Annotated in this window: 1 pseudogene; it reads left to right on the top strand. The window is 31.3% G+C overall.

The window, feature by feature from the left end:
- Positions 1 to 337: pseudogene (locus IM273_RS21950) on the top strand (hypothetical protein); the annotation flags it as partial.
- Positions 338 to 565 lie beyond the last annotated feature (228 nt).

Here is a 565-nt window from a genome sequence, read left to right as displayed (position 1 = left end):
TGCTTTTGCTTTATCCTCTGATTTCATTATAAAAATAACAGGCGCAAAAGTTGGTTTTTTAGATACGAAATATATTTTATTACTTGGGGCAATTTTACTTCTAGATTTAAATCATAACATATGTGCATCTATTTTGACCGCGAGCAATAAAATCCCATTCGTTATACCTGTTATAGCTTCAGGCGTCTTGATTGCCATTGCCGGTTGGTTATTTTCCGTCGTCTTCAATATGGGGGTTTTAGGGCTTATTTTAGCTCAGGGGATCATTCAATTAAGTTATAATAATTGGCGATGGCCGCTTATGGTATATCAAGATTACATAAGAAAAGAATGTTGAACGAGCATATATTGATGGGGGTGCTGAGTGAAAGATAAATCTAGATTTTCCATTGTGAGAAAAAAATGACCAATACTATATTAATATTATTAATGGTTATTTCAGCCAGTGCCCACTATTTAGGAATTATTTCTTACTTAGCATTAAGTATATTGATAATAATTAATGTTATAAAAAACAGTCATACGATTACACGAAGTTTTATAATTATTGCTCTTTTAACAATAT

This window comes from Enterobacter cloacae complex sp. P13B, from assembly GCF_014895915.1.
Taxonomy (GTDB): domain Bacteria; phylum Pseudomonadota; class Gammaproteobacteria; order Enterobacterales; family Enterobacteriaceae; genus Enterobacter; species Enterobacter bugandensis.
This window is presented reverse-complemented; position numbering and strand designations above follow the sequence as displayed.